Annotated in this window: 17 protein-coding genes; 14 read left to right on the top strand and 3 right to left on the bottom strand. The window is 44.3% G+C overall.

Going from position 1 to position 21,470, the window contains the following annotated elements; translation table 11 throughout:
• On the top strand, positions 1-2,186 hold a 2,186-nt coding region (locus E5342_RS13335; RefSeq protein ID WP_246867114.1), incomplete at its 5' end, for a peptidase domain-containing ABC transporter.
• A 4-nt stretch (positions 2,187-2,190) separates the two neighbouring features.
• Positions 2,191-2,376 carry a hypothetical protein gene (locus E5342_RS13330; protein WP_135959552.1) on the top strand — a complete coding sequence of 62 codons (186 nt, stop codon included), beginning with the start codon at positions 2,191-2,193 and terminating at the stop codon, positions 2,374-2,376.
• Here the strand turns inward: E5342_RS13330 and E5342_RS13325 are convergent.
• Positions 2,363-3,040: a response regulator transcription factor gene (locus E5342_RS13325; protein WP_135959551.1), complete on the bottom strand. Its 678-nt coding sequence runs from the start codon at positions 3,038-3,040 to the stop codon at positions 2,363-2,365. The two genes, E5342_RS13330 and E5342_RS13325, sit on opposite strands and share 14 nt — an antisense overlap.
• A 56-nt stretch (positions 3,041-3,096) precedes the next feature.
• Entirely contained in the window at positions 3,097-4,464 is a 1,368-nt protein-coding gene (locus E5342_RS13320; RefSeq protein ID WP_168354491.1) for a sensor histidine kinase, read from the bottom strand.
• Positions 4,465-4,921: 457 nt separating this feature from the next.
• Between E5342_RS13320 and E5342_RS19795 the strand changes: the two genes are divergently transcribed.
• The 7 genes from E5342_RS19795 to E5342_RS13295 all read left to right on the top strand — a co-directional run bounded on the left by E5342_RS19795 (position 4,922) and on the right by E5342_RS13295 (position 12,305).
• Complete coding sequence (locus tag E5342_RS19795) at positions 4,922-5,173, top strand: hypothetical protein (protein WP_246867113.1); 252 nt, start codon at positions 4,922-4,924, stop codon at positions 5,171-5,173.
• A 418-nt stretch (positions 5,174-5,591) separates the two neighbouring features.
• Positions 5,592-5,714: a hypothetical protein gene (locus E5342_RS20010; protein ID WP_282593909.1), complete on the top strand. Its 123-nt coding sequence runs from the start codon at positions 5,592-5,594 to the stop codon at positions 5,712-5,714.
• Positions 5,715-5,802: 88 nt separating this feature from the next.
• Positions 5,803-5,976, top strand: a complete 174-nt coding sequence (locus tag E5342_RS19395) for a hypothetical protein (protein WP_168354490.1) — start codon at positions 5,803-5,805, stop codon at positions 5,974-5,976.
• 114 nt (positions 5,977-6,090) lie between these two features.
• The gene (locus tag E5342_RS13310) at positions 6,091-7,548 is read left to right on the top strand and encodes a radical SAM/SPASM domain-containing protein (RefSeq protein WP_135959549.1); all 1,458 of its coding nucleotides are present in this window, start codon (positions 6,091-6,093) and stop codon (positions 7,546-7,548) included.
• 15 nt (positions 7,549-7,563) lie between these two features.
• Positions 7,564-9,870 carry an outer membrane beta-barrel family protein gene (locus tag E5342_RS13305; protein ID WP_135959548.1) on the top strand — a complete coding sequence of 769 codons (2,307 nt, stop codon included), beginning with the start codon at positions 7,564-7,566 and terminating at the stop codon, positions 9,868-9,870.
• A 37-nt stretch (positions 9,871-9,907) separates the two neighbouring features.
• Positions 9,908-12,115 (top strand): peptidase domain-containing ABC transporter, encoded by a 2,208-nt coding sequence (locus E5342_RS13300; RefSeq protein WP_135959547.1) that lies wholly within the window; start codon positions 9,908-9,910, stop codon positions 12,113-12,115.
• Positions 12,116-12,119: 4 nt separating this feature from the next.
• Positions 12,120-12,305 (top strand): hypothetical protein, encoded by a 186-nt coding sequence (locus tag E5342_RS13295; RefSeq protein WP_121734943.1) that lies wholly within the window; start codon positions 12,120-12,122, stop codon positions 12,303-12,305.
• Positions 12,306-12,407: 102 nt separating this feature from the next.
• On the opposite strand, the gene E5342_RS13290 is transcribed toward E5342_RS13295, so the two are convergent.
• Positions 12,408-13,049, bottom strand: coding sequence for a SagB/ThcOx family dehydrogenase (locus tag E5342_RS13290; protein WP_121734942.1), 642 nt, complete (start codon positions 13,047-13,049; stop codon positions 12,408-12,410).
• Between the two features lie 184 nt (positions 13,050-13,233).
• Here E5342_RS13290 and E5342_RS13285 point away from each other — a divergent pair, with 184 nt between their 5' ends.
• From E5342_RS13285 to E5342_RS13270, 5 genes are all read left to right on the top strand, one after another.
• On the top strand, positions 13,234-15,708 hold the full coding sequence (locus tag E5342_RS13285) for an outer membrane beta-barrel family protein (protein ID WP_135959546.1): 2,475 nt from the start codon (positions 13,234-13,236) through the stop codon (positions 15,706-15,708).
• A 160-nt stretch (positions 15,709-15,868) separates the two neighbouring features.
• Positions 15,869-16,369, top strand: a complete 501-nt coding sequence (locus E5342_RS19790; protein WP_246867112.1) for a DUF6057 family protein — start codon at positions 15,869-15,871, stop codon at positions 16,367-16,369.
• A gap of 16 nt (positions 16,370-16,385) precedes the next feature.
• Complete coding sequence (locus E5342_RS13280) at positions 16,386-17,624, top strand: DUF6057 family protein (protein WP_246867111.1); 1,239 nt, start codon at positions 16,386-16,388, stop codon at positions 17,622-17,624.
• A 3-nt stretch (positions 17,625-17,627) separates the two neighbouring features.
• Complete coding sequence (locus tag E5342_RS13275) at positions 17,628-19,112, top strand: PD40 domain-containing protein (protein ID WP_135959545.1); 1,485 nt, start codon at positions 17,628-17,630, stop codon at positions 19,110-19,112.
• A 37-nt stretch (positions 19,113-19,149) separates the two neighbouring features.
• Positions 19,150-21,150, top strand: coding sequence for a fructose-1,6-bisphosphatase (locus E5342_RS13270; protein ID WP_135959544.1), 2,001 nt, complete (start codon positions 19,150-19,152; stop codon positions 21,148-21,150).
• The last annotated feature ends 320 nt before the right edge of the window (positions 21,151-21,470 follow it).

Genomic DNA, 21,470 nt, shown 5'->3' with positions numbered 1-21,470 from the left:
AACAACCCGACTCCATGGAATGCGGTGCCACCTGCCTCCGCATGATCGCCAAGTTCCACGGCAAGGAGTATTCCGCCGAGACGATGCAGAACCTTTGTGTCGTCACCCGGGAGGGAGTCTCCATGCTGGGTATCGCTGATGCCGCCGAGTATATAGGATTCCGTACGATATGTGGACGAATGGCCTTGGGAAAGATGGTGGAGCAACGCCCTTTCCCCTGTATCCTCCATTGGAACCAAGATCATTTTGTCGTACTCTATGACGCTAAAAAGAAACGGGATGGTGAATATGTTTTCTATATCGCCGATCCCGGCAAGAATCTATTACGGGTCAATGAGGATGAGTTCCGTAACGCTTGGATCAGTACCTGTTCGAGAGGGGAGGAGAAAGGGATATTGATGGCCTTGCAGCCGACCCCCGCTTTTTATGAGCGGAAAGATGGACGCCATGCGGGAAGGGATCCCTTTCGTTTCCTTTGGGGGTATATGAAACCTTATAAACGTTTCTTTATCCAGTTGTTGCTGGGGCTTGCGCTGGGAAGCGTATTGCAGCTGATCTTTCCGTTTCTTACCCAAGCGATCGTGGATAAAGGGATCGCTGCTAAGAATCTGAATCTGATCTATCTGATCTTGGCGGGGCAGTTGATGCTGGTCTTGAGCCGTGCCTCGGTGGACTTTATCCGTCGCTGGATATTACTGCATATAAGCGCGAGGATAAATATATCTTTGTTATCCGATTTCTTGATCAAACTGATGAGATTACCCATGTCGTTTTTCGATACGAAAATGACGGGCGATCTCTTGCAACGCATCCATGATCATGAGCGTGTGGAACGTTTCTTGACGGCGCAGACATTGACGGTGCTTTTCTCCGCTTTCAGCTTCGTGGTGTTCAGCGGGGTATTACTTTATTATAATCGGTTGATATTCTTTATTTTCGTACTAGGTAGCGCTTTATATGCCGTATGGGTGACATTCTTCCTTAAAAAACGCCGTTTGCTGGACTATACTTATTTTGAGCAACGGGCCCGTAATCAATCGAAAACCATGCAGCTGTTGAATGGCATGCAAGAGATCAAGCTCCAGCATTGTGAGCGCCGTCGGCGTTGGGAGTGGGAAGATATTCAGGCGGATTTGTTTCGGACGAATATTGAATCGATGAGATTGCAACAAAGTCAGGAGGCCGGCAGTATCTTGATTAATGAGGTAAAGAATATCGTGATTACGGTAATTGCCGCTACAGCTGTGATCGGGGGTAGCCTGTCGTTGGGTATGATGTTGGCTATACAGTATATTATCGGGCAGTTGAACGCTCCGGTGGAACAGTTCGTGCAGTTTCTTTATAGTTGGCAAGACGTGAAGATTAGTCTGGAACGGATGAGCGAGATCCATGATCGGGAAGAGGAGGAGACTCCGGAACGTATGATAACCGGTTTTAACGGAAGCGATAGGGACATAGAGATTCGTAACGTGACGTTTCAATATGAGGGTATCCATTCGCCGAAAGTCTTGGAGCGGATAAACCTTAAAATACCTCGAGGCAAGATTACGGCGATCGTAGGAACGAGTGGTAGCGGGAAAACAACCTTGATCAAGTTATTATTGGGCTACTATAATCCGGTAGAAGGTGATATCCGGGTGGGTGGAAATGATTTGCGATCTTTCAGCCTTTTATGGTGGCGTGACCAATGTGGTGCGGTGATGCAAGACGGTTATCTGTTCTCTGAATCGATCGCACGCAATATTGCCGTGGACGACGGTGAGATTGATAAATCTCGCTTATTATTGGCAGCTCGTATCGCCAATATAGAGGAATTTATCGAGCGCTTACCCTTAAGATATAATACGGTGATAGGTCCGGATGGTCAAGGCGTAAGCCAAGGCCAGCGTCAACGGATCTTAATAGCCCGTGCGGTTTACAAGAACCCATCTTATCTCTTTTTCGATGAGGCGACGAATTCGTTGGACGCCAACAATGAACGTGCTATAGTGGAGAATCTGACGGATTTTTACCGGGGTAAGACGGTAATCATCGTCGCCCATCGATTAAGTACGGTACGCAACGCCGATCAAATCGTGGTATTGGATAAAGGTCGTATCGTGGAGATAGGCTCGCATGAGGACTTGATTAAGCGCAACGGTGCTTATTATAACTTAGTAAAGAATCAATTGGAACTAGGAAACTAAAAATATGGCAACCTATAATGAGATGAAGAAAAAAGCGGAATTGGATCAAGACCGTATCGAATTGCGTAGCGAGAAGGTACGTAATATGATCGGGGAGATGCCCTCTTTCTTGATTCGCTGGGGGAATACGATCTTGGTGGTGATCTTCGCATTGCTGGCTTTGATCTTCACTTGGATCAGGTGTTTTTAACTTCTTGTATAGAATATCCGATTCCTTTGATTGTGACTAAACTGATATTCTGATCTTTTTCTAGGTATTTGCGTAAGTAATTTATGTAATTATTCAAGCTACTACCAGCCTCTTCGTTTTGCCAGACCTCTTGTAAAATTATTTGTCTAGATACGGGTTTATTCTTATGTGTTAATAGTAGTTTGAGCAAATGGAATTCTTTGGGATTCAATTCCTTTATGGATTCGTCCGCGTATTGTAACGTATGTTTGGTTAGATTCAGTTGAAACTGTCCAAAATAGATATAGTCGAGTACGTTTTGTGTAGATAAGGGTAATGCCATCCGTATCATTCGTTCTACCTCATCGGCTTCGTAAGGCTTGATTAGGTAAAATTTGGCTCCGGCCTCATAGCAACTCACCATTTCCTTGCTGTCGTGGTGGGAAGAGGCGATAATAATCGGTAATGAGGGAAATTCCGAGCGAATGAATGGAATCTCTTCGAGGCTATTCTTGTTGCCTATTTTCAAGTCTAGCAAAAGTACATTTGGGCGTACGTTACGTATGGTGCTTTTCAGTACATCAAGGTTATTCGTAAAAGTAACCTCAAACCCCTTTTCTTCTAAGGCTTTGGTTATTAAGGAACCAACCAGTATGTCATCTTCAAGAAAAACGATACGAGTCATGTATAATGCAATTTTGTTTTTCGCAAGGTACGAAATGTATATTCAGATTGGATAATTCACTTTCTGTTTTTAGGAAATTTTAGAAAGAAAATAGAACCTTTTCCTTCTTCACTTTCAAAATGGAATACGCCTCCCAACTTTTGGATCTGGGAATTTACGCTGCAAAGTCCGATTCCATATCCTGGTTGTGCGGGTTTATTTGCGATCTTAACCTGAAAAAATGGAGAACCGATATGTCTTTGGGCTTTTTTCGGGATCCCCCATCCCGTATCTTTAACGGCAATACATATTTGCTCTTTGGTTTGAGAAAAAGTTACGGTGATGTTTACACCATCATCTGAATATTTGAAAGCATTTTCGATCAGATTTCGCAAACATCTTTCTAATATGATCTTATCTGTAAGGATGGTGTTGGTTCCCAATTTGTTGTTGATAAAAAATGTGTATTTTTTGTCTGGAAAAATCGTATCTGCATTCTCTTTTATGTGAGAAACCATTTCGATTAGATCCGTCACTTCTAATTTTAGGAGGCTTTTCCCCGGTTTACGGGTCGTTTCTAGTATGGATTCGATCATTTCGGTCATTCGTTTGACTTGTCCTTTTCCTTTCTGCAAGAAATTTTCCATCAAAGTATCTCCTTTTACGAGTTCTTTGACGGTATCCAGCAAAACAAAGACTCCGTTTAGGGGCGATTTTAGATCGTGTATGGCGTTATGTATGGTAGTTTCTTGCTCTTTCAGCTCTTTTTGGGTATGGGTGATAACTACTAATTGATAGTATAGAGTGGCGATTATAAAGAGTGTGATACCGAAGGAAGCGATTAGGGTGTATAGGAGTTCGAGCATAATTGAGGTTGGTGTCACTTGCACGGTTGCTTTAAGGTAGTGAGAGGAATAGAGACCTATAGGGGTTAATTTCGTCGTGATAGTACCTAGTCCGGTCGGGGTATATTGATTGGTAGAGTCAATAGCGAGCGTATCTTTATCCATGTAAATAATTTGGCAAGAGGCGATATTTAGGTCGTGGTTTGATAATTCTTCTAGGAATAGACTATCGAGCGTGTTGATTTGCAGAGGTCTATTTTGGGAAATTTGCTCTTGTCTCAATTGAGAAAGAGCTTCTGTAAAACTTCTTGCGGTTCCGTTATCAGATAGTTTCTTGTAGTCGATGGTGTCTCCTTTCAGATTAGCTCGTTCCTCTGGAGTCATTTCATCTGCGTATTTGAATGTGAATGTGGGGTTTCGTGGGTCTTTATACTTAAACACCCTGTTCGATAACTCTTTATCAATGGCAACTTTAAAGAGATCATTTACTGTATTCCCTTTTTCTCCAATATATAATATGTAAGTACGATACAACCAAAGTCCTTGAAGAGCGAATAGGGCTGTAATACCAATTATCGTTGTCAGTATTGATTTGCTCATATTTTGTGCTTTTATGTTGCAATAGTTCGTTAAACTTTCCATTGGCAAAAAACAGGTCAGGTTCTCCCGATTCATTATATTAAGGGTTTCCGACATTTTTAATAATGATGAATAGAAACGAACTTGATCAATATATTGCGATAATAAATACCACGTTGCTCAAATCGGTGGCAAAGATAAACAAATGGCGTGAGGAATTTATGCTTGAAGTGCTACTTTTATATCTGATAATTCCCGGACGGATTAATTTTCTCCAGCTGGGACGTTACAGACGCTATGGCGAACAGCGTTATCGTTAGCAGTCCGGTTATAAGTTCGACAGGCTTTCTTTTAACTCCTGCCTGGTCTACTCACACATCTGTAAACAGGTTGCCATTGCTTTCGATCCGAGCCACATCTGCAAGTCCGGTAAATGTACTCCCCTTACCTTGAACGTTTCTGGCCTGGTTGTGCCAAGATGGCCAAAAAGGGGGTGGAAATATCCGGTATTGGAATCATAGACATGGATCTTCACTGCTGTTTCCATTTGGATGCCGTCCAAACGCCACCGTCAAAAACGCTGGAACAAGTCAAGTGGACATTGGTTGACTGGTATCTGCATGTGTTGTGCATGCGTAAGGAAGTACTCCTGCGATTGATCAGGTATGTGGTGGATGGTGCGGTTGGCATGGGTTTCCATGTGGCCTGCCGTTTCCGGGATGCAAAGTAGTTTACAGGGCTGACCGATTGCCAAAGCCGGGACTTGGACAAACTGCATTTCCATATTCAATGCCGCATTGACAAGTGTCAATATAGAGAGAGTAAATGTATTGGAAAAGAGGATAGCGTTTTCTATGGCATCGGTAAAGGTGTTGTGCCACAGCATTTTCCTCATGCGACGATTTATTTCCATTTCTGGGATTGAGCCTGGCGAGGAAATAAATCGAAAGCTATGGGAAGAAGGGAAAGAATTGGATTTTCGGCTATTGCCGCATAATTGTTAATTGAAAGTTTAACGGGCTATTGATGTTGTGAAAGTAGAAAAAATGGCGATTTGTGATCTTTGTGATGTGTTTTTGATATTTTTATTATCATGATTTTATGATAGATACGGTACTTTTGTCTCTAAATATTAAAAAGGTAAGGTTATGGATATTGAGTTAATAATGAGTGTGGAAGAACTTTCTTCTATAAAAGGGGGAGAATGGTATTACGATGAGGTGACTGGTCGGTGGATTCGGGTTGCTGAAAATATTATGGATGATAATTGACTGTATGATAAATTTTAAAAGATGAAAGTCCCTAAGTCTTTAAAAAGTGATTGTTATGGGATGAATATTAATTTAAAAAAAGGCTACCATGAAGGAGTACTTTTTAGAGGATCCACAAGTCTTGGATCGTTTAGCTAAAGACGCAGAGATCTTGATGAGTAGAGAACTTTCCACTGTAAGAGGAGGTGGGGTAATGAGGGCTTGCTCTTGTTGCTGTACGGAGAAAAATGGTGGAAGCCGAGAGACCGAGAAAGAGAATTAATTGTTTGTAAACACGATTTTCTCTGTTGAAAGTGTCATTACGAATCGTTTTTCTACTATTGTATGAAAATATGGTTCGTAATGACTTGTTTTTATCAAAGTAAAATTAGAAAATATGAAGAAATATATTTTAAATCCTAAATATTTGTTGAGACATGAAGGTGATAAAACCTATATAATGGGTGATCCGAATGTACGTGGTAGAAGTATTATCAGTGTAATACATCCTATTTATGCAATGATGCTGTCATTTTTTAATGGTATAGAGCTGGAGGAAGCGTTTGATAAAATATCTTCTTTTCTTCATTTGCCTAAAGATGTTGTTAAAAAACGGTTGATGACTTTAGTTGATAATCAAGAAATTGTAACGGATGGAACTTCTATGTTCCCGAAAAAATTGATAGTTGATTATAAGGAATCTATGCCATTGCATTCTTATCGGCCAGAACAATTTTCTTATTCAAAAACAGATATTCGAATATCTAGATTACAGAGTCCAAGTGATATAATTTGTAATGTGACTATGAGGTGCCGAACATCCTGTTTCTATTGTTATGCAGATAGAAAAGGAAACTCGGATAAATATATGTCTATTGAACTTCTAGAAAAAATAATAGAAGAAGCAAAACGAATAGGAGTACTTCGCTTTCAACTTATGGGAGGAGAAGTCTTATTATACAAAGATTGGGAAAGGGCTTTGAGAAAATTAGCGGAATGTGGTTACTCTCCTTGGATTTCTACAAAAATGCCATTGACAGAGAAACATATATCAATAATGAAAGATCTTAATTTTATTAGTCCAGTACAAATATCTTTGGATACACTAATTAAGGATAATTTGTATGCAATTTTAAATGTATCAGATCCATATTATGAACAAATACTTTATACTTTTGAGCTATTAGAAAAATATAAACTGGAGTATATTGTCCATACAGTCTTAAATAAGAAGAATGCGACAATTGAAGATATGAAAAGTTTGGTGGATTTCTTGAAATCAAAGAGGTCTTTATCAGGCTGGGATATTAATGCGGCGAAATGTTCAATGTATATAGGTACTTGTTACAATTCTTATAGAGCACCAGATGATAAGATAAAGGAAGTGGCGAATTATATTTTAGGCTTGAAAAAAGAGAAAGTCTTTAATTTTGATGTGGTAGAACCATCTGTACTTAAAGATATAAATACGTATAGTAAAGAAGAAAAAAAGCGTATTTTCAATAAGCGTAATTTATGTTCAGGGAATTTGAATGCTTTGTATATATTACCTGATGGTCAAGTGACGATTTGTGAGGAATTATATTGGCATTCTCGTTTTTTATTGGGTGATTTGCATACGCAGTCGTTAGAAGAAATCTGGAAATCAAAAAAGGCAAAAGATTTGTTCTTCCTTAAACAATCGGATATTCAAGAGGCTAGCGCTTGTAAAACATGCGAGGACTTTGCTAAATGTAGAGAATATCTTCATTTTTGTTGGCGAGATGTTATACTTGCCTATGGAAAAGAAAATTGGGATTACCCTGGTATATTTTGCCCGAAGGCTCCTCGTACTAATAAGGATGTATTTGTTTAAAAAACAGGATAATTTATGAGATTTACTTTCTTGTTTGCTATAGGATTGATTGTTTGTTGGCATGGAATAGCTCAACAAAAAGAATTAGCGGGGCGTGTTGTTGACTCTGCTGGCCAGGGGATCGCTTATGTGAACGTGATCTTGATCAATCGATCCGATTCTTCTTTTGTGCGAGGAGTCGTGACAGATGAGAATGGTGCTTTTCTAGTGCAGAGCGATCGGCCGGAAGAACAATTCTTGAAATTCTCGTCGGTGGGATATCAAGAGATTTTTACGGAGGTGAAAGGAGGGGAGGTGTTTTTGCCTACGATTACTTACAATGTGGAAGAGGTCACGGTGTCAGGTAAACGTCCCGTATATAGGATGAAAGGTACAAATTTTGTCACTGATGTGGAGAATAGTCTTTTGAGTGACATCGGATCTGCCAACGATGTGTTGAGGCAGTTGCCAGGCGTAACTGGCGGCGAGGGGGAGTTTGTGGTGTTTGGAAAAGGGAAGGCGACCATTTATATCAATGACCGTTTGGTGCGGGACGCTTCCGAGTTGGAGCGATTGAACTCGGATGATATTGCTTCCGTGGAATTGGTCAATAATCCCGGTGCTAATTATGATGCGGAGGTACGTGCGGTGCTAAAGATCCATACGAAAAGAAAAATAGAGGGCTTCGCGTCTCGGTTGCGGCTGCGTGGTGTACAGAACCATTATTTCTCGGATTTGGAGCAGCTCAATCTAAGTTATACGACCGATCTGGTTCATTGGTATGCGCTTCTTTATAATAGTGGACCCCATAGCCGTGTGGATGGGCGCAATAGGATCGTGGCGAATACCCGGGACACGCTTTATCGTCTTGCGATGGATATGATGGATTGGAAGCAACACGCTCGTTATTATACGTTAGAGTCCGGTCTAGGCGTGACATTGGCGCAGGGGCATGAGGTGGGCGTATCTTATACGTACGATTATTCGAGGGATATTTATGAGGGGCAGGATGTGGAGAACCTAATGGTGAATGATGTCCTGGAGGAAAAATTATTAAACTATTCATATTCCCAAAATAAGTATGAACAGCAAAAGGTTAACTTATATTATCAGGGGAAAATCGGAGGAAAGCTGGGGATTAACTGGAACGCCGATTATATTCACCGCAACGCAAGGACTTTAAACAATGTCAATGAGTCTGCCTTGATGGATGATCGGGCGGTGAACGCACAGAATCATTCTGCCTATGACCTCTATGCTACGAAACTTGTTCTCGCATATCCTGTGTGGAAGGGAAATTTGGAGGTCGGGCTAGATTTTAGCTCAATGGATAATGAGGAGACCTATCTTGACAAAGAGAATTATTTCCCCGATAGCTGGTTTAAATCGAAAGAAAAGAAAACCGCTGGTTTCCTGAATTACTCGGGCAGTACCGGAAAGTTAGGGTGGAACGTAGGATTGCGTTATGAGCGCTTTCATGCGGCCTACTATGAGAATCGTAGCGTAGAGCCTACCGTTGAGCGTGTTTATAAGGAGCTTTATCCTACGGTGTCGCTCATGTATCCGGCAGGTCCGGTGTCTCTATCGCTTGCTTACTCTAAACGGACATCGCGCCCTAGTTTTTATCAGTTGAGGAATAGTGTGGATTATACGAGTCGTTTTCTGTATTCGCACGGGAATCCTTATCTGCGTTCGAGCCAGATCCATGATTTGTCGTTAAACGTAGGTTTCCGTTTCCTTCAATTCTCGATGGGATATTATTATACAAAGGATTGGATCCGTATGTCAGACGAATTACTGCCGGGTGATCCGCTCTCGATAGTCCTTTTTCACAGGAATGAACCGAAATATCAGGGTATTAGTGCATTGTTGACTTTCCAGCACAAGATCGGATTTTGGAGCCCTACGTGGACCGCGGGTGTGTATCGAGACTACCTGAACTTGCTAGACTACAATGGTTCACGGATCGGTTTGAATGATCCTTACGGACAGTTTTCGCTCAATAATTCTTTCTCTTTAGGAAAAGGATATTTATTGAATGTGGATGGTTTTTATACCACTGCCGGTACACAGGGAGAGAGCCAGATGCGTCCGGAAGGCTCTGTTGATATCGGAGTGCGTAAATCCTTTTTTAAAGGAGCGTTGGATGTGAGTTTGCAATGCTGGGATGTTTTTAGATCCTCTAAAAATCGTATGACAATCTATTCTGAGCATGTGGAGTACTATCGTTGGGGGTATAAGGATAACCGGAGCGTTCGTCTTACGTTGACTTACCATTTTAATAAGTACCGGAATCGATATAAAGGTGTAAATTCCGCTGAATCCGAGATGCGTAGGATGTAGCGAATGCGTATGATTGTAATGAATTCAAAGGAGAGTAATGGATAAATTTCCTCACATCCAACAACCCGACTCCATGGAATGCGGTGCCACCTGCCTCCGCATGATCGCCAAGTTCCACGGCAAGGAGTATTCCGCCGAGACGATGCAGAACCTTTGTGTCGTCACCCGGGAGGGAGTCTCCATGCTGGGTATCGCTGATGCCGCCGAGTATATAGGATTCCGTACGATATGTGGACGAATGGCCTTGGGAAAGATGGTGGAGCAACGCCCTTTCCCCTGTATCCTCCATTGGAACCAAGATCATTTTGTCGTACTCTATGACGCTAAAAAGAAACGGGATGGTGAATATGTTTTCTATATCGCCGATCCCGGCAAGAATCTATTACGGGTCAATGAGGATGAGTTCCGTAACGCTTGGATCAGTACCTGTTCGAGAGGGGAGGAGAAAGGGATATTGATGGCCTTGCAGCCGACCCCCGCTTTTTATGAGCGGAAAGATGGACGCCATGCGGGAAGGGATCCCTTTCGTTTCCTTTGGGGGTATATGAAACCTTATAAACGTTTCTTTATCCAGTTGTTGCTGGGGCTTGCGCTGGGAAGCGTATTGCAGCTGATCTTTCCGTTTCTTACCCAAGCGATCGTGGATAAAGGGATCGCTGCTAAGAATCTGAATCTGATCTATCTGATCTTGGCGGGGCAGTTGATGCTGGTCTTGAGCCGTGCCTCGGTGGACTTTATCCGTCGCTGGATATTACTGCATATAAGCGCGAGGATAAATATATCTTTGTTATCCGATTTCTTGATCAAACTGATGAGATTACCCATGTCGTTTTTCGATACGAAAATGACGGGCGATCTCTTGCAACGCATCCATGATCATGAGCGTGTGGAACGTTTCTTGACGGCGCAGACATTGACGGTGCTTTTCTCCGCTTTCAGCTTCGTGGTGTTCAGCGGGGTATTACTTTATTATAATCGGTTGATATTCTTTATTTTCGTACTAGGTAGCGCTTTATATGCCGTATGGGTGACATTCTTCCTTAAAAAACGTCGTTTGCTGGACTATACTTATTTTGAGCAACGGGCCCGTAATCAATCGAAAACCATGCAGCTGTTGAATGGCATGCAAGAGATCAAGCTTCAGCATTGTGAGCGCCGTCGGCGTTGGGAGTGGGAAGATATTCAGGCGGATTTGTTTCGGACGAATATTGAATCGATGAGATTGCAACAAAGTCAGGAGGCCGGCAGTATCTTGATTAATGAGGTAAAGAATATCGTGATTACGGTAATTGCCGCTACAGCTGTGATCGGGGGTAGCCTGTCGTTGGGTATGATGTTGGCTATACAGTATATTATCGGGCAGTTGAACGCTCCGGTGGAACAGTTCGTGCAGTTTCTTTATAGTTGGCAAGACGTGAAGATTAGTCTGGAACGGATGAGCGAGATCCATGATCGGGAAGAGGAGGAGACTCCGGAACGTATGATAACCGGTTTTAACGGAAGCGATAGGGACATAGAGATTCGTAACGTGACGTTTCAATATGAGGGTATCCATTCGCCGAAAGTCTTGGAGCGGATAAACCTTAAAATACCTCGAGGCAAGATTACGGCGATCGTAGGAACGAGTGGTAGCGGGAAAACAACCTTGATCAAGTTATTATTGGGCTACTATAATCCGGTAGAAGGTGATATCCGGGTGGGTGGAAATGATTTGCGATCCTTCAGCCTTTTATGGTGGCGTGACCAATGTGGTGCGGTGATGCAAGACGGTTATCTGTTCTCTGAATCGATCGCACGCAATATTGCCGTGGACGACGGTGAGATTGATAAATCTCGCTTATTATTGGCAGCTCGTATCGCCAATATAGAGGAATTTATCGAGCGCTTACCCTTAAGATATAATACGGTGATAGGTCCGGATGGTCAAGGCGTAAGCCAAGGCCAGCGTCAACGGATCTTAATAGCCCGTGCGGTTTACAAGAACCCATCTTATCTCTTTTTCGATGAGGCGACGAATTCGTTGGACGCCAACAATGAACGTGCTATAGTGGAGAATCTGACGGACTTTTACCGGGGTAAGACGGTAATCATCGTCGCCCATCGATTAAGTACGGTACGCAACGCCGATCAAATCGTGGTATTGGATAAAGGTCGTATCGTGGAGATAGGCTCGCATGAGGACTTGATTAAGCGCAACGGTGCTTATTATAACTTGGTAAAGAATCAATTGGAACTAGGAAACTAAAAATATGGCAACCTATAATGAGATGAAGAAAAAAGCGGAATTGGATCAAGACCGTATCGAATTGCGTAGCGAGAAAGTACGTAATATGATCGGGGAGATGCCCTCTTTCTTGATTCGCTGGGGGAATACGATCTTGGTGGTGATCTTCGCATTGCTGGCTTTGATCTTCGCTTGGAGCGTGTGTTTTTAACGTGACTACTGGCGTGTCCCATAAGGAGTAGTGGCGTAAGCCTACGGTAGTAGTGGTGTTGGCTTATACCACTACTGCCGCAAGGCGATGGGGGTACTCCTGTTATTTAGCGTAACCCACGGGATGATTAATCATCGGGATTTGGGAGTCGGATAGCTTCAGCACTTTTTTCAAAGCATCAGTTTCCATGCTGCCACGGGGAACTGTTACCAAGCCGCATCCGGAACAGAACAAGGCGATATTCTGAGAGACCAGCCCGGCATCTAACGCTCCAAAACGCTCACGTAATTGTGGTGTACCTACATTGCCGAATTTGGAAACATCAGAAACCATCAATAGACAAGCGGGAGCTGAGTTCACGGAGGTTTGCTTTCCTCCGATCAGCGGACGGTGGTCGCCTTCCGCTATCGGGTTCAGTTGATGGGCTTTCGGATCATACAGATAAGCACCCTCTTCCATCAATACGTAAACATCCACGTCTTGTTTGTTCAAGGCAGAAGCGGCGGTACGTTTCCCGTCCTCACGATTGATTCCAATAGCGGCCCACATCAGATCGGAAAGATCTTGTTTGCTGAGTTTCTTGTTGGCGAACTCACGCTCGGAGTGACGGTCTGCCAAGGCTTTCATCACTGAAGCACCTCGGTTTTTGTCGGGAGCATTCAACTTAATGGCTTTTAAACCTTGGGCTTGCAGATTTGTCAAACCCAACATCAAAGTGGCTAATACACAAAAGATAGTTTTCATAACATTGTATTTTAAAGAATTACGAATGCAAAAATAATAATATTTAAAAAAAATACTCCTTTTTCAGACTTCTTTAGAAGAAAAAGGAAATATGAACATTATTAATGACTTTATTTGTACGATGAAATCGTAAATGGTGTAATTTGCAGTAAAATGTATTATTTTTATAGTAATAGATGAACATATGAAAGAAAAATTATTTACCTTATTTTGGGTACTGTTCCTTGCGCTTCCTCTCTATGCGCAGGCGGATAAAACCGGTTCTTATTCTATTAAAGGACAGGTGTTAGATTCGCTGAGTAACGAGTCCGTACCCTATGCGACGTTGAGAATTGCTTTAGCGAAGACCCCCGATAAGCCGGTCAAGCTTTTAGCGTGTGATGTAGATGGTAAGTTTCAGACACCCTTGAGCAGTGCAGGCAAATACATCATCTTTATGCAATCGATAGGAAAAGCTCCTGCCGAAAAAACATTTACGATCTCGGATAATCAGAGGAACTTGGATTTGGGTAAGTTGTATATGCAGGAAGATAACCAGCGACTTGGGGAAGTGACGGTTACGGCGCAGAAACCTTTGGTGAAGGCTGAGATCGATAAGCTTACCTATAGCTTGGAAGATGATCCGGAGGCACAGACAAACAATACGTTGGATATGTTGCGTAAAGTACCGATGGTAACCGTGGATGGAGACGACCAAATCCAATTGAAAGGTTCTACGAACTTCAAGATCTACATGAATGGAAAACCCTCTAACTTGTTGAGTAATAATCCTGCTGAGGTATTAAAGAGTATGCCGGCCAATTCCGTGAAGAATATAGAGGTGATCACAGACCCGGGTGCCAAATATGATGCTGAGGGTATCGGTGGTATCATTAATATCATTACGACGAAAAATGCGCTGCAAGGATATACCGGTACGGTTCGTGTGAACGGTAGTTCTTTAGGGCGTGTCGGCGGTGGCGGCTACGTGTCTCTTAAAGCGGGCAAGTTCGGGCTGACTGCAAATTATAATTACAACTATAATAGGGAGCCTTGGAATGAGTCTGTCTCGATACGTGAGGACTTAGAGAATGACGAGCAGCATTTCCTTACACAAAACGGACGTATGAAAAACAAAGGCCCCTTCCAGTTTGGTTCCTTGGAAGGTAGCTATGAGATCGATTCCTTGAATTTATTGACCGTGGGAGCGAACTTGTTCCGAGGCAAGATGACAAATCTCTCCGAGTACGATGTGAATATGCAAGATGTCGATCGTAATCCGGTTTACAGCTATAATCGTAATTCGGAAGCGACACAGACCTTTGGTTCTACGGACGTGAACGTAGATTACCAACGCTCTACCCATAAGAAGGATGAGTTGCTGACGGTCTCTTACCGTTTCAGCCATTCCCCGAATGATAGCAAGGACTATACGACGTTAGGGAATGCCGTGAATTATGATTCTTGGCTCGGTTATCCGCAAAATAATGTCAACAAGGCTTCTACGAATGAGCATACCGGACAAGTGGATTATACGACCCCTACGTGGAAGGACCAAGCCTTGGAGGTGGGTGCGAAATATATATTCCGCCAAAGCCGGAGTAATACGGATCGTACCGCTTTCAACGATTCGCTGAATGTATGGGAGGATATTACCTCCAAGGATAGCTATTTCCGCCATAACCAGCATATTTATTCCGCTTATCTGGGCTATGCGATGAAATTCGAGAAGTTTGGCGTGAAAGCGGGTGTCCGTGCGGAAGGGACTTCCTTGGCCGTGAAATATGAGATGGCTCCTGATATGAACTTCGATACCCATTATTTCGACGTCGTGCCAAACGCCACGGTCTCTTATCAATTGAGTATGGCGCAACAACTTCGTTTGGGATATAATATGCGTATACAGCGTCCGGGTATCTGGTATTTGAATCCTTACGTAAATAACGCCGATCCGCAGAACATCTCGTATGGTAACCCGAACCTAGACTCGGAGAAGAGTAATAATATCAATTTGAACTATAGCATGTTCGCCCAGAAATTCAGCATAAATGCGAGTGCTACCTATACGTTCGTGAACAACTCGATCGAGCGATATACCTTTATCGATCCGGAGAACCCCGGTATTTTCCAGACTACTTATGGTAATATCGGTAAGAAACAATCTACCGGCTTATTCGTATACGCGAACTGGAATCCGGTTCCTTTGTTCCGTATCTATATGAATGGTGGAATGGATTATACGGATTTGAAGAGCGAGAAGAACGATATGGCGAATAGTGGATTCAGCGGACGTATCTTCGCCGGCACGCAGTTCAATTTCCCGTTGGACTTTCGTTTGAACCTACAGGGAGGATATTTCTCCCCTTGGATACAGTTGCAGGGAAAAGGATCTCCGTTTTATTTTACGGGGATCTCCGTGAACAAGGATTTCTTGAAGAAAAAGCTATCTGTCCAGTTGTCCTTCCAAAACCCGTTCTGGAAGCGGATGAAGATGGAAAATACTACTTCCGATGATACCTTCTTCCGTCGCGACATCAACTATCGCTCCATGCGAATGCTGATGGTTAGCGTCTCTTATCGTTTCGGCACCTTGAAAGATGCCATCAAGAAAGTGAAAAGAGGTATCAGCAACGATGATATGAAGAGCGGCGGTTCCGGCGGCGGCGAGCAGCAGATGTAAAGAAATACAGCTTTGAACACGGAGCGCAAGGCAATACACGGACGGATATTATGGATCTCTGTGTATTGTCGTGTGTTCCGTGCTCAATATAATATTAAACCTTTTCTTTTGCCATCTTCTATATACTTTCTATCTTTACGATCCGAAAAACGGTTGGAGAATGAAGAACAGGCGATTTGTTAACAATAATACCATAATACTATTCCTTTTTATTATAGGTAGTTTTCTATTCATAGAGTTGAATTTTCGGTATTGGTATCGTTTTCTGGAGCAGTATATGATGTTTCAGACTACCGGTAGTTATTTCCAAGATCGGTTGGCCGAACCGGGTGGATTGAATGAATATGTAACCGAGTTCTTTTCGCTTGCGTTTATCTATCCTTATGGGGTCTCGGTAGTGATCGCTTTATTATTGGGACTGATCTCCGGTTGTTTTTTTCTTTACTTAAAAGCTTGCGGGGTACATGCCTCTATGTTGGCGGCGATTCTTCCCTCTTTTTTAATTTGGCTCTATCCGCAGGAGTCAATCGCCTTGCTCGTGATGCTCGCTTTCGTACAGCTTCTTGCGTATTTGTATACTTCAATCGAGAGGGATTGGGCTCGTTATCTCTTTGGCTTCTTGTTTTTAGGGGGGGCTTATTTTTTTTGCGGCACCCGCTAATTTATTGCTGGCTTTATTGGTCGCGGTTTATGAGTGTTGCGTTAAAGAGGATAAGACTCGTTTTGGAGTGGCTATTATCGCTATCGCTTGGGGAGGGTTGCTACCGTTGATCGCCATGCGCACAGTTTATATTCTTCCGATGCGGGAAGCTTTTTTCAGCAAACATCTGTGCCATCCCGAATATCCGATACCTGATTCTTTAGGATATATCATGCTTGCGTATCCTTTGATCGTTTTCATTCTTTATTATGTAAGGAACCGGGTTTTTATCCGTAAGGAATCTTGGAAACGAATCGTTTCTTACGCTTTCCTTTTGATAGCAGTGGTCGCCGGGATTCTCTATAAGAAAGATCCGATGGAGCAGGCCTATCAGTATGATTACTACGCACGGCAGGGAGAATGGCAGAAGATTGTCTCACACGCTCGTGCGCATTCGGTCCGGGATATGGATGCCCTGATTTATCTGAACTTGGCTTTATCGAAAACCGGACGTTTTACTTCCGATTTGATGCGTTTCCCCCAGATCGGTGAGGCCGGTTTTATCCCGCACGATCCGAAAAGCCGGATGGGATTGATCGAGGCGAGTGAGGTCGCGTGGCAAGTCGGGCAAGTGAACGCCGCCCAACGTTTCGCTTTTGTGGGGGTATTAAGCTCACAGCGTTGCGTGCAACCTCGTTTGATGAAGCGTTTGGTGGAGACTTATCTGGTAACCGGCGAGTATCGTGCCGCGGAGAAATACATCAAGATACTGGAATCGAACCCGCATTACCGGGATTGGGCGACCGCTCAACGTCCTTTATTGGACTCTGCGGCTTGTGCGTCGGAAGATTGGATTGCGGCAAAACGGGCGATGATTCCGGTTACCGATAATCCTTTGGACTTAACTTTGACATTTCCGAACGCTTTGGCTTTCCTGATCGACGACCACGCTGATAACCGTCCGGCTTTCGAGTATGGGATGGGGTATCTTTTGGTTTATAAGGATTTGATGACTTTTATGCATTATATGGAATTGATGAAAGAACGGGGTGAGGCATTCCCGGTGCTTTATCAAGAAGCTATTTGCTTGTTCTTCGCTGCTGTACAGAAAGATCCGGAGGCGTTCCGGAGCTTCCCGATCAGTCAGGAGGTGCAGAATCGCTTCCTGCAATTCATGAAAGTGGCACGCTCTATGCCGCCGGCAGCCTTGAAGCAACAGTTTGGCGATACCTATTATTATTACGCTCAATTTATCCCGACTCCTAAACGACAATAATACATGGATAATACAAAGAAAAGAAAGATCGTGCGACGTTTCGTGGTCGTATATCTGATATTGCAGATATTGATACCCGTCTGGATCTATACCGGTAATCAAGAAAAACCCTCGTCCGTGGTGCGTGAACGCATGGATGTTCCCCCTATTTTTCCCGATTACGCAGGTGTTACTATACCTTATAATATAGCTCCGCTGAATTTCCGGATCGATGTGCCGGCTGAGAAGTGTTACGCTAAAATCGGGGATCATGAGTATTACGGGACAAACGCGATCCAAATCGATCCGAAAGAGTGGACGCGTATGACTCGGGAAAACCGTGGGAAATCGATTCAGGTCGAGATCGCCACGAAGATAGGTGATGAGTGGACTAAATGGGCACCATTCTCTGTCTATATCAGTGATCAACCGATCGACTCTCATTTAGTATACCGCTTGATAGAGCCGGGATACGAGAAATGGCATATCGTGGGTATCTACCAGCGGAATTTGGAGTCGTTTGACGAACGGCTTATTATCCGTAACGATATGACCGGCTATAATTGTATGAACTGCCATTCTTTTTGTATGGGAGATCCGGGGCAGATGATGTTACATATGCGTGCGGCGAATGGCGGCACTTATATTGTCCAAGACAAGAAAATCAGTAAATTAAATACGAAAACGAAGGAGACAATCAGTAATATGACATATCCTTTCTGGCATCCGTCCGGGCGTTATATCACCACATCGGTAAATGATATCAAGCAGTTTTTCCATTCCGTGAAAGAGAAAAAGATGGAAGTTTTCGACTTGGAGTCCGACGTGGTGGTGTATGACGTGAAAAACAAAGAAATCCTTTCGAAAGCCTCGTTGATCACAAAAGACGCTTTCGAGACTTTCCCCGCTTTCTCTCCGGATGGTGAATGGCTTTATTTCTGCACGGCCCCGGCCCGGAAGATGCCGGATAATTATGATAAGGTACGTTATAGTCTCTGCCGTGTGGCGTTCGATCCGGATCGTGGAGAGATCAGTCTACCGATCGATACGTTGGTACGAGCGGATAGCTTGAGCTATACATTTCCTCGTATCTCTCCCGATGGACGTTTCCTGATGTACACGGAAACCGCTTATGGGCAGTTCCCTATTTGGCACCCGGACGCGGAGATCCGGATGATGGATCTGGAGAACCGGACAGCGGTGGATATGTCTGCGTTGAATAGCCCGGATACGGATAGCTATCATTCTTGGAGTAGTAACAGCGATTGGGTCGTATTTAGTAGCCGTCGGGATAACGGTTTATATACTTTGCCTTATATTTGCCATATAGGGGAAGACGGTAAACCTTCGAAACCATTCTTATTGCCTCAAGAAGATCCGGATAGGTATGACTATCAGTTGTATTCCTACAATATTCCGGAATTGACGAAGGGCGCCGTAGAGGTCGGCCCCTATGAGATCCAGCAAGTAGCCAAGAAAAATAAACCGGAGCAGGTTCGGTTTAAATAACGGGATCTATTTATATTCGCGCATAAAAAGAGACAAGATGACAAAAGATATTATAGCCGAATCTGTACAAAACGATTTACGGTATTTGCAATTGTTGGCACGGAGTTTCCCGACGATCGCGGATGCCAGTACGGAGATCATTAATCTGGAGGCGATCTTGAACCTTCCGAAAGGAACGGAGCATTTCTTAAGCGATTTGCATGGCGAGGATCAAGCCTTTAGCCATGTGCTGCGGAACGCTTCCGGCGCCGTAAAGCGCAAGGTGAACGAGATTTTCAGCAATACGCTCCGGGAATCCGAGAAGAAGGATCTTTGTTCCTTGATTTATTATCCGGAGGATAAGCTGGAGCTGATCAGGGGCCAAGAGCAAGATCTGGAAGATTGGTATCAGGTGACCTTGAATCAATTGGTACGTGTTTGCCGGAACGTGTCTTCCAAATATACCCGTTCGAAAGTACGTAAGGCTTTACCCAAGGAGTTCTCCTATATTATTCAGGAGTTATTGCACGAGTCTTCCGTAGAACCGAATAAGTCCGCATATGTGGATCAGATTATCCGTACGATCATCTCCACGGGACGTGCGGACGATTTTATTATCGCTATGTGTAACTTGATCCAACGGCTGACAATCGATCTGCTGCACATCATCGGCGATATTTACGACCGGGGTCCGGGCGCTCATCTGATCATGGATATCCTTTGCGATTACCATAATTTCGATATTCAATGGGGCAACCATGATGTCTTGTGGATGGGAGCCGCCTCGGGCAATCTGGTAAGTATCGCCAACGTGATCCGCATGTGTCTGCGCTTTGGTAATATGGCTACCTTGGAGGATGGATATGGCATCAATCTCTTGCCGTTGGCCACGTTCGCCATGGAGGCGTACGGGGATGATCCTTGCGCGTTATTCATGCCGAAGACGAAGTTCGCCGATAACGTGATGGATGAGAAGACCACCCGCCTGGTCGCCCAGATGCATAAGGCGATCACGATTATCCAGTTCAAGCTGGAGGGGGAGATCATCCGCCGTCGTCCGGAGTTTGAGATGGACGACCGGATGTTATTGCACCATATCGACCTGAAGCGGGGAGTGGTTCATATCGATGGAAAGGAGTATACGCTTAAAGATACTAACTGGCCTACTTTAGACCCGAGAGACCCATATCGCCTTTCGATCGAGGAGGAGGACTTGATCCGTAAGATCTTGCATTCTTTCGAGAGTAGCGAGAAGATGAAAAAGCATATGCGTTGTTTCTTCCGGCATGGGGGGATGTATCAGGTTTGCAATTCCAACTTACTGTTTCACGCCTCTATTCCGATGAACCCGGATGGGACGTTTAAGCCTGTTCGTATCCTGGGGCAGGAATACAAGGGACGTGCCTTATTGGACCGTGTGGACCAGTTGATCCGTACGGCTTACTTTAAGACCGGGGAGCAGGAGGAGGTGGAATACGCCCACGATTATATCTGGTACTTGTGGGGCGGCAAGGATTCCCCCCTGTTCGACAAGAGCAAGATGGCGACCTTCGAGCGTGCCTTCGTCGGGGAGCCCGAGACCCATAAGGAGGAGAAAGGGGCTTATTATACGCTACGCGAGCAGGAGGAAATCTGCGATAAGATATTGGATGAGTTCGGGGTGGCGGGTATGCACCGGCATATCATCAACGGGCATGTCCCCGTCCGCTCCAATCAAGGCGAGAACCCGATCAAGGCGAACGGGAAGATGCTGGTGATAGATGGCGGCTTCTCCCGCCCGTACCATTTGGAAACCGGTATCGCCGGCTATACGTTGGTATATCACTCCCGCGGCTTCCAGCTCGTGCAGCACGAACCCTTCGAGTCCCGGGCGAAAGCGATCGAGGAAGGCTTGGATATCAAATCCACGATGATCGTGGTAGAGCTCAGTTCCCATCGCCAGATGGTGAAAGATACGGATAAAGGGGCAGACCTCCAATGCCAGATCAAGGACCTTGGGAAGTTGCTTTACGCTTATAGGAATGGTATCCTGAAGGAGAGGGAGAGGCTGGAGCGGTAGCTCTACCGGACATGCGGTAACGCCCTCCTGATGCCAGGGCACTGGCTGGCACGCTTCATGGCGTCCGTCTGGTGCCCGGGCCGGTCAGTGCCGTAGTTCGTCCAGGACTACGGCGTCCCGCGATATTCCCCGCGAACGGGCGCGGGTAAAGAAGAACGACTATATAACAAGGCGGAAAAAAATCGTGTTAAAACGCTTTTAACGATTCGGGCCGTTTCGGGACCGATCTGTTAAAATCCTGACGCCATTTTAACGCCGATCACAGGAATGGGATTTACAACGGCCCTACAACGGCCCTACAGCGGCCCTACTACGGCCCT

Origin of the sequence: Parabacteroides distasonis (assembly GCF_004793765.1) — a bacterium.
GTDB lineage: Bacteria > Bacteroidota > Bacteroidia > Bacteroidales > Tannerellaceae > Parabacteroides > Parabacteroides distasonis_A.
Note: the sequence above shows the minus strand (reverse complement) of the source record. Positions and strands in the feature narration are given on the sequence as shown.

Bases quoted from the DNA above. Each gene is read 5' to 3' on its own strand.
- E5342_RS13310 (WP_135959549.1), top strand. From the start codon at position 6,091: ATGAAGAAATATATTTTAAATCCTAAATATTTGTTGAGACATGAAGGT.
- E5342_RS19790 (WP_246867112.1), top strand. From the start codon at position 15,869: ATGAAGAACAGGCGATTTGTTAACAATAATACCATAATACTATTCCTT.
- E5342_RS13290 (WP_121734942.1), bottom strand. From the start codon at position 13,049: ATGAAAACTATCTTTTGTGTATTAGCCACTTTGATGTTGGGTTTGACA.
- E5342_RS19395 (WP_168354490.1), top strand. From the start codon at position 5,803: ATGAAGGAGTACTTTTTAGAGGATCCACAAGTCTTGGATCGTTTAGCT.
- E5342_RS19795 (WP_246867113.1), top strand. From the start codon at position 4,922: ATGGCCAAAAAGGGGGTGGAAATATCCGGTATTGGAATCATAGACATG.
- E5342_RS13285 (WP_135959546.1), top strand. From the start codon at position 13,234: ATGAAAGAAAAATTATTTACCTTATTTTGGGTACTGTTCCTTGCGCTT.
- E5342_RS13305 (WP_135959548.1), top strand. From the start codon at position 7,564: ATGAGATTTACTTTCTTGTTTGCTATAGGATTGATTGTTTGTTGGCAT.
- E5342_RS13295 (WP_121734943.1), top strand. From the start codon at position 12,120: ATGGCAACCTATAATGAGATGAAGAAAAAAGCGGAATTGGATCAAGAC.
- E5342_RS13300 (WP_135959547.1), top strand. From the start codon at position 9,908: ATGGATAAATTTCCTCACATCCAACAACCCGACTCCATGGAATGCGGT.
- E5342_RS13325 (WP_135959551.1), bottom strand. From the start codon at position 3,040: ATGACTCGTATCGTTTTTCTTGAAGATGACATACTGGTTGGTTCCTTA.
- E5342_RS13270 (WP_135959544.1), top strand. From the start codon at position 19,150: ATGACAAAAGATATTATAGCCGAATCTGTACAAAACGATTTACGGTAT.
- E5342_RS13275 (WP_135959545.1), top strand. From the start codon at position 17,628: ATGGATAATACAAAGAAAAGAAAGATCGTGCGACGTTTCGTGGTCGTA.
- E5342_RS13320 (WP_168354491.1), bottom strand. From the start codon at position 4,464: ATGAGCAAATCAATACTGACAACGATAATTGGTATTACAGCCCTATTC.
- E5342_RS13330 (WP_135959552.1), top strand. From the start codon at position 2,191: ATGGCAACCTATAATGAGATGAAGAAAAAAGCGGAATTGGATCAAGAC.
- E5342_RS20010 (WP_282593909.1), top strand. From the start codon at position 5,592: ATGGATATTGAGTTAATAATGAGTGTGGAAGAACTTTCTTCTATAAAA.